Consider the following 7,602-nt stretch of genomic DNA (forward strand, 5'->3'; position numbering starts at 1 on the left):
GGTTCGAACGTCTTGTTAGAAACATTGGATGTTTGCCGTTCAATATTCGTAACCAACAGAGGCATATTCCACTTATCAAATATAGTAAACTAATCGATTGATAAATGGATTGGTCCAACTATAAGTCGTTAAAGCAGGACAAATAATTGTTGGCTTTTGCTCCTGCGTCGCTTATTTTAGCCAACATATTATTTGCCTCTAAAAGTAGGCAATAGGTTTAACCATACATTGGAGTTCTTTTTAAATTATGGAAGAAGTAATAGTAGAAAAAAATATCGAAGTCGAATCAGTCGGTACAAATAAAGCGAAGAATGAAACATTGACAACAGAGCTTCATTTTGAATTATTAAAACAATATGCGTGGCTTTCATCTGCTGTCATTGGTGCAATAATAATTCTTATACAATTAAACGTTGTTGTAATTGGAAATGGTATCTATGTTTCATTAGCTTTTTTAGCTCTATCAATATTTTTTTCTTTGGTTGGGCAAGACCATATTGTTGATTCACTGCTCAAAGGTAAAAACATATATGAAATGTCTAAAATTTTAAAGGTTATTCGTGGAGCTTCTATGGGGTTTTTGGGGCTTGGTGCAGGTATTTTTTCTGCAGGCTTTCTTTAAACCTAACAGAACTTCAAACGGAAAAATTACAGTTGGCAGTTTCACTCCGTTCACATTTTAGCCAATTATTATTTGCCACTTAATATGGCCGCAAGGCATTTCGATAATTTTGGAGCAGTCAAATGGATGAAATCAACAATTTTATATCGTGCATTGAAAATGAGACCAGAAAATCGGATTCATTTGCGTTGTTATCTTTTTTGGAAAGAGTATCTGGGTATAAGCCTTATTTAAGTGGCAGCATAATTGGCTTCGGTAAATATCACTATAAATACGATAGCGGTCGTGAAGGAGATTCCGCAGTAATCTCGTTCTCTCCTAGAAAACAAAACTTAGTGGTTTATATAATGCCTGGTTTTGACAAAATCGAAGACTTATTACAGGAACTAGGTAAACATAAACTGGGCAAATCTTGTTTGTATATTAATAAATTATCCGATATCAAACTGGATGTTCTCGAAAAAATAGCTAAGTTATCCGTTCAGTATATGCAGCAAAAATATAGGTGTAAAAATGCCTAAGAAATTAAACAAGGACAAAAAAAGTTGGCTATTTCACTCCTTTCGCAACATTAACCAACAATCTTTTGTCGGTTAACGTGGCGTTTGGAGTGTCTGGATGGTTCTAATCTACATGTTCTTTGTTTTGTTGTATCTTGCGCCAATTGTAATATTTGTTTATCTTAAATTATCAAGAAAAAAATTAGCGTTTCCATCGAAAATCAGTCTTTATATTTTTGCCATTTCATACGGCTTAATAATATATTCAGTCTTTGGATATGAAGTTTACTTAGAATTTCAATTAAATAAGTTCGATCTTAATAATGACGGTATGTTTAATGGTTTAGAAATTACCGCATCTCAAGAGCTAGCGATGAGTAAGGTCATATCCGATACGGGAAGAACATTTGCTCCGCTTACAGGCTTTATATGTTCTAGTCTTATTAGTTTATTATCACTTTTAATACTTAAGTCGCTTGGTTTGGGTAAAAGTACCTAATAAGAAAATCAACAGGACTAAAACAGCAGGCCGTTCTCTTGGCTCCATTTTAGCCCACTATTTTTAGCCTGTTATTTGGGCGTTATATTTTACAAGGACGAGCATGGCACTTTTTAAACTATTTAAAGGCAAAGAAATTGGCGCATTAGGTCAAGTAGATGCGTTAGCTAAAACTTTAATAAAAACTAAGGTTAATGTACATAAGCTAGGCTTAGAAGACGGTTCCGTTGGTGTTGGTCTAAACATAGTATCTAAAGGTTTTTTGTCTTATTCTTCTTTACCTATTTCACTTAATGAAGCTCAAGCTAAAGAATTGGTTAATAAAATTAATGAAGCATTCAGTTTGAAGTCACTATAAGCCATTCAAGCAGGTCTTTTTAACAGTTGGTTAGGCTCTGCTCGCTTCACGTTATAACCAACAATTAAATTTCCCTTAGCGGGACGTTAGGGAGCAGAGATAGTCTCTGCGAATTATCAAGGAGTTGCGAAATGATTAAGTTTTTATTTTTGTGTTTGTGTTTGTGCATAATACCTACTGTTGTATTAGCTGCTAGTGATGAATTTTATGACACAAGTACGATTCAAGAAGTAGAATCTATTTATTGGCTAAATCAAAAGCAAGATAGTGCAATTATTTATGCTAGATGGGAAAATTTTAAATTAATAAAAAATTTTATTGATACCGTAGTATTAACGGCTACAACAACCAAAAATCCAGTCAACCTAGAAAGTTCTGACATATTGTTGTTAATGTCTCCAAATCAGAATGAATTGTTTAAAGTGTACTTTACTGATGGCTTCATCACTATAAATGGACAATCATATACTGCAGACTCAGCAGTAATATCTAAGTTTAGAGGAATTAATAATAGTAGGATTGTTAAGGGGGATTCAATAATTCCCAAGGCATTAAAACGCGCTTTTAAATCAAATAGTTAGAGGTGAATGGTGTTAACTGCTCTCTGACAAGCGCTCAAGCGAGTGTTATATGTATAGGATAGTCATGTTCAAACTGATAGTTTTAAGCTCAATCTTTATAGTCTCAATATTTTCACCTGAGGCGAAAAGTGATGAATGTAATTTTACTGGTATTTGGGATCACTCAGCTAAACCGGCAAAACTTTTTATTGATTTAACTAAAGGTGAAATCTCAGTTTATTCTCATAACTTAAACCCTGAGTCCATTGGTTTAGTTGTATTAAAAAGTCTTAAGATAGACTCAACGAAATCTTCTTGGGATGCAAAAATGTATAGTGCAGCTGAAGGTTCATTTGTCGATGTCCAAATAACGGCAAAAAGCTGTAATCAATTAAGTGTTGGGTTTCAAGGCGAAGAAGTATTAGGACTAGTTAGGTAATTTACATATAACAAGCTATTTAAGCGGGAAAATTGTAGTTGGCTGGTTCCGCTTCGCATCATATTTTAGCCAACTATTATTTGCCCGTTAATATGGGCGTTAGTTGCTTAGGAGATTTCTGTGTATTTCATCACTGCGTTTGGTTTAATAATGATCTGTCTAAGCATCGTCATGATTGTTAATCCAAATTATTGGTCAGATGGGATCGTAAGTTTCAGTAATAGAAGTTATTTCCATTGGTTCGAAGTTATTAGTCGGTTAGTTGCAGGGGTTGTCTTTGTACTTTTTAATCAATCTACACTGTATCCTCAATTAATACTTAGTATTGGCTATTTACTCATCGCTGTTGGTATTGGGCTTGTAATTATGGGTTCTGATAAGCATCGTAAATTTGCTGTTTGGTCAGCTCATAATTTTAAAAGCACATTCAGGCCTGCGGGTGTTGTTTCTCTTATATTTGGTATCTTTCTGATTTATGTATCAACTATTGGTGTGATCAGCAACTAACAACACGTTCACACGGACAAAAACAGTTGGCTGCTGTTTGTTGCTCACCTATAGTCAACTATTATTTGCCGCTTAATATGGGCGTTATAAGCTACAGGGGAGGCAACACAATTTCTTAACTATTATCGGTGTGTTTGTCCCTTAACATCAAAGGATTAGTGTTTGCTTCCTTCCTTTTTTGTTGTAATTATTTTGTTTATAATTTGTTAAGCATTCTGTGTTATTGTTTAACTATTAAGTTTTGTGGCTAAGTGATGCGGTAATTTATGCTTATTACTTCCATCAGTACAGTGTAAAAGCTTGTTTTTTTTAACTAAATTGTTTGCTAACAAGACATTCAAACTACAGTTGACTGTTATCTCTGCGTTGTCAATTTTAGCCAACAATATTTTTACCGCTTAACGGGCGTTAGACATTTAAGGATAAATCATAGTATGGAGTTTCTAAAAAAGTTAATGATGTGGCTTGGTGGTCTATTTACGCTGATTGTAATCTTAATTATATTTTTAGCGGCAGGTTCATCTAGCTTTAAGGACGAACAAGAGCCATTTGTGCAACAGTTTATGGCTGATTTCAGTGAGCGCTGGGAAACACAGGACATATATGCTCGTTTGAGTAATGAATTTATTGAACAAATCAATACTCAAGAGAGTAAAATAATACTGGCCCAATTCAAAACGATGGGAAAAATTAAAAGTATTTCAGATTTTGAAATTGGTAATTACAATGCTCACACGTCTGGTACAACAGGCGAGTTTTCGTTCAAAGGCACTTTCGAAAACGGTGATGCTTTAATAAATATTACCATTAAAACTTCAGACATTGGTGTTCGTGTAGTATTTTTTAGGTTAACACCTTCAACACCATTTCTTGATGTTGAGCCAATAAATCAAAAAGCTTAACAATAACTTCAAACGGATAAAAACAGGTGACTGTTTACCTCTTAATTGGGCGTTATATTACAAGGAAAGTTTGTGCGCAAAATAACATTATTAACTTTAGTACTTATTTCTATTTGTGGCTGTGCTACAAAGCAGATAAATCCGGAACCTTCACCATTTAATTATCTTGAAGCTGATCAAAGTTTAATTGAGTTGCTCATTCAGAAAGGATCTAATGCTAAGAAAGTACACTGGGTAAGTTTTATGGTTGACTGCAAAAGTCAGCAACAAGTTGCTGAAATAATATCAAGAGCAAAAATTGTTGGCTTTGACGATGATTACATATTCTATTCTGAAAAAAGGAAACTTTGGTCTTCATCTTTAAGCGCTTATATGAAGTTGAATTTAAGTGAAATTTCTTCATTTAGAGCTAAATTAATGCCCTTAATTCCATCAAACTCATGCGAAACAGTAGGTTGGGGCGCATCGGTAGAAATGTAATATAAGCTATACAAGCAGGAAAAATAACAGTTGGCTATCTGCTCTTTCGTCGCTTATTTTAGCCAACGATCATTTGCCTCTTAATGGGCCGTTAAACGCAATGGGTTATCTAATATGGTTTGGAAGAAGCATCTCAAAAAAATACTATTTTTTCTATTGGCTCTAAATATAGGCAGAATGGCATACAATGATTTAATGCAACCATCTCAGGAAGAATTAAAGACATCGTTTGAACAATATTTTACTGAAAATGATGATCGTATAAAAATACTGTAGGTTTAGCATTAGAATTAAGTGGTATAGGTGAAAATCTTGATTCAAATGATAAAACTAAAATAAAAACAAACTCTGGTAAGTACATAAAAGATAAAGTTTGTAGCGACGCACAGCTTGTAGAATATATAAACGCTGGGAACTATGTTTCTATAGATATTAGGAATGGAGATAGTGATCGATTAGAGAATATTATGAATTTAAGCTTTTCAAAAGGTTCGTGCGTATAAGCCATTCAAGCAGGGCGTTAGGCTTTTATTGATGTTTAGAAATTAATTAAAATTCATCACAATTAAAGGAAAAAATAGATGAGTGAAGTAACAGTGGAAAATAGCCGTACAACGAAAGGGTCTGCCAAAATAGTTTACATACTTTATATGGTCGGCTTAATCTTTGGTATAACCGGGATTATTGGCGTTGTAATGGCCTATATCAATAGGGACGAAGCACCTGAATGGTTAAAAACACATTATCAATTCCAAATTAGAACTTTTTGGATTGGTGCTCTTTTTATCTTTTTAGGTTCAGTTTTATCTGTGATCTTAATTGGTTGGTTTGTGCTGCTGTTTTGGATGGTTTGGCTAATAATTCGTTCGGTTAAAGGCATGAAAGCGCTTGACCAGGAAAAGGCTATTGATAATCCAACGGGTTGGTTTTTTTAAACGCCTCACAAGCTGTTAAAGCAAGACAAATAACAGTTGGCTCTTAATAGGGCGTTAGGTATCAAATATATACAAGGACAGTGTATGAAATCATATTTAGCATTTATATTTCTCTTGGTAAACTTTAGCAGTACAGCCAACGATGAAACTCTATTACCAACAAAGAAAGGACTTTATGATGTTGGTGGTTTTAAACTTTATTTAGAATGTTATGAAAACGATAAACCTAAGCTTATTTTAGAGCAAGGTTATAGCAGAGCAGGCTCGGATGGAGCTTGGATGAATAATGTTAAGCGGCTAAATAAAACTTTCAGTATTTGTTTATACGATCGTTTAGGGTTGGGGAAAAGTGAGAAAGGGCCTGTACCTTTTACCGTTTTTGATACGGCAAACTGGTTACATGAATTATTGTCTGTCGCCAATGTTAAACCTCCATATTATTTTGCTGGTGGTTCCTATGCATCCTACATTATTCGAGCTTACAATCATTTATATACCAGTGATGTTTTAGGTGCTGTATTCATTGACCCAGGTATTTATGGGTATTTTCATACAATGGCTACAAGATGGCCTGATGGCTTTGAAACAGAAAATAAAGATTTGCAAGATATAATGGAATTTGAGTTAGGTGTAAAAGACCCTATGTTTAAAAACATGGCTGAAAAAGTAGATCACCTTAAAAGTTATGAGTTAATCACAGCTTCCAAAACTTTTGAAGGTAAGCCTCTTATTGTTCTTTTTTCAAAAACAAGTAAAGATTATATTAACCAAACACCTAGATATGATGAACCTTTTGTTCCCGACAGTATTGCTAAGCCTATGAATGATTTATATGCTAATACAATTAACAGTTTTAAAGCTTTATCGACTGATACTAAAATTATTTTTTCTGAATCAAAAAGACATCATCTACATATAGCAGATCCTGATCTAGTTGTTAGTATTATTGAATCATTGATTGGTGGTAATTGATGCATAGCAAGGCATTCAAGCAGGCATTTAAACCATTGGTTAAGTGGCGTTAACATTGTAATCAACAATTAAAAGCCTCTTGATGGGGCATTAGCTGTATTTGTAGTATCCTGCTATTTTTTTGAATATTTCTGTTATTTCAGGAGATTGCTCAATTTTTCTTAACTCCAATATTTTATTTTGAGCCTTAAGATATGCTTGTTCAAAGGTTTTATTATCAATTGTGATATCAGTTTTTTTCTGTTTGCCATTTACGATAATTTGAATATGTAAAATTTGCTTTATTGAACCACTTTTATTTTTTAATGTTCGTTTTAGTCCAATAACGGTTCCATCAGGATGAAATATCTTATTTATATCTAACTGCATACGTATTTGACGATATAGTCTTTTTTGAGAGATTTCTTTTTGTCTTTTCTCTGCTAAAATTTTAGCTTTGTCACCATGCTTGGCAATAGAAAAGTATTCTTGAATACCAAACACCTTATCTTGAACTCTATATCGCTTAACATTTTGTAAGTTTGGGTGTGCCATGACAGTCATAATTGTAATATTTACCTGCGTTTAATGGAGTTAATTATAAATCGTTCATTCCTTAAACTTATTAGCCAGCAGGATTATAGATATTTTAATGTAATATTCAAGCTTAAATAGAAGACAAAAATGGAGTTTTTTTCTACGTAACAAGTAGGTAACATAAGGCTAACAACACGCCCTGAGGTGGACAACTAGTAAAATTTAGCTATTTATTGCAAATTTTAACAGTGGCGATCCTCTTCGGTTTAATGCTTCTAAATATTTTGATTCGTTGTAGGGCATCTTCGTTTT

General features: G+C 33.6%; 12 protein-coding genes. 11 read left to right on the plus strand and 1 reads right to left on the minus strand.

The annotated features are described in order from the left end of the window. Positions 1 to 247 precede the first annotated feature (247 nt). From H4J76_RS19130 to H4J76_RS19180, 11 genes are all read left to right on the plus strand, one after another. Positions 248 to 622: a hypothetical protein gene (locus H4J76_RS19130; protein WP_182215136.1), complete on the plus strand. Its 375-nt coding sequence runs from the start codon at positions 248 to 250 to the stop codon at positions 620 to 622. Between the two features lie 122 nt (positions 623 to 744). Further along, positions 745 to 1,143 carry a DUF1801 domain-containing protein gene (locus H4J76_RS19135; RefSeq protein WP_182221961.1) on the plus strand — a complete coding sequence of 133 codons (399 nt, stop codon included), beginning with the start codon at positions 745 to 747 and terminating at the stop codon, positions 1,141 to 1,143. A 97-nt stretch (positions 1,144 to 1,240) separates the two neighbouring features. Further along, positions 1,241 to 1,621, plus strand: a complete 381-nt coding sequence (locus H4J76_RS19140; RefSeq protein WP_182215140.1) for a hypothetical protein — start codon at positions 1,241 to 1,243, stop codon at positions 1,619 to 1,621. Positions 1,622 to 1,724: 103 nt separating this feature from the next. Beyond that, positions 1,725 to 1,979: a hypothetical protein gene (locus H4J76_RS19145; protein ID WP_182215141.1), complete on the plus strand. Its 255-nt coding sequence runs from the start codon at positions 1,725 to 1,727 to the stop codon at positions 1,977 to 1,979. Positions 1,980 to 2,110: 131 nt separating this feature from the next. Then, positions 2,111 to 2,560, plus strand: a complete 450-nt coding sequence (locus H4J76_RS19150) for a hypothetical protein (RefSeq protein ID WP_182215143.1) — start codon at positions 2,111 to 2,113, stop codon at positions 2,558 to 2,560. Between the two features lie 64 nt (positions 2,561 to 2,624). After that, positions 2,625 to 2,978, plus strand: coding sequence for a hypothetical protein (locus H4J76_RS19155; RefSeq protein WP_182215145.1), 354 nt, complete (start codon positions 2,625 to 2,627; stop codon positions 2,976 to 2,978). A gap of 171 nt (positions 2,979 to 3,149) precedes the next feature. Beyond that, positions 3,150 to 3,485, plus strand: coding sequence for a hypothetical protein (locus tag H4J76_RS19160; RefSeq protein WP_182231112.1), 336 nt, complete (start codon positions 3,150 to 3,152; stop codon positions 3,483 to 3,485). Positions 3,486 to 3,919: 434 nt separating this feature from the next. Beyond that, on the plus strand, positions 3,920 to 4,387 hold the full coding sequence (locus tag H4J76_RS19165; protein ID WP_182215148.1) for a hypothetical protein: 468 nt from the start codon (positions 3,920 to 3,922) through the stop codon (positions 4,385 to 4,387). 72 nt (positions 4,388 to 4,459) lie between these two features. Beyond that, positions 4,460 to 4,867: a ribonuclease E inhibitor RraB gene (locus tag H4J76_RS19170; RefSeq protein ID WP_182215150.1), complete on the plus strand. Its 408-nt coding sequence runs from the start codon at positions 4,460 to 4,462 to the stop codon at positions 4,865 to 4,867. Between the two features lie 581 nt (positions 4,868 to 5,448). Further along, a complete protein-coding gene (locus H4J76_RS19175; protein ID WP_182215154.1) occupies positions 5,449 to 5,802 on the plus strand; it encodes a hypothetical protein in 354 nt (117 codons plus the stop codon). 84 nt (positions 5,803 to 5,886) lie between these two features. After that, positions 5,887 to 6,774: an alpha/beta fold hydrolase gene (locus H4J76_RS19180; RefSeq protein ID WP_182231113.1), complete on the plus strand. Its 888-nt coding sequence runs from the start codon at positions 5,887 to 5,889 to the stop codon at positions 6,772 to 6,774. 90 nt (positions 6,775 to 6,864) lie between these two features. On the opposite strand, the gene H4J76_RS19185 is transcribed toward H4J76_RS19180, so the two are convergent. Next, a complete protein-coding gene (locus H4J76_RS19185; protein ID WP_182215158.1) occupies positions 6,865 to 7,317 on the minus strand; it encodes a hypothetical protein in 453 nt (150 codons plus the stop codon). Between the last annotated feature and the right edge of the window lie 285 nt (positions 7,318 to 7,602).

Source organism: Colwellia sp. BRX9-1 (genome assembly GCF_014077195.1).
GTDB lineage: Bacteria > Pseudomonadota > Gammaproteobacteria > Enterobacterales > Alteromonadaceae > Colwellia_A.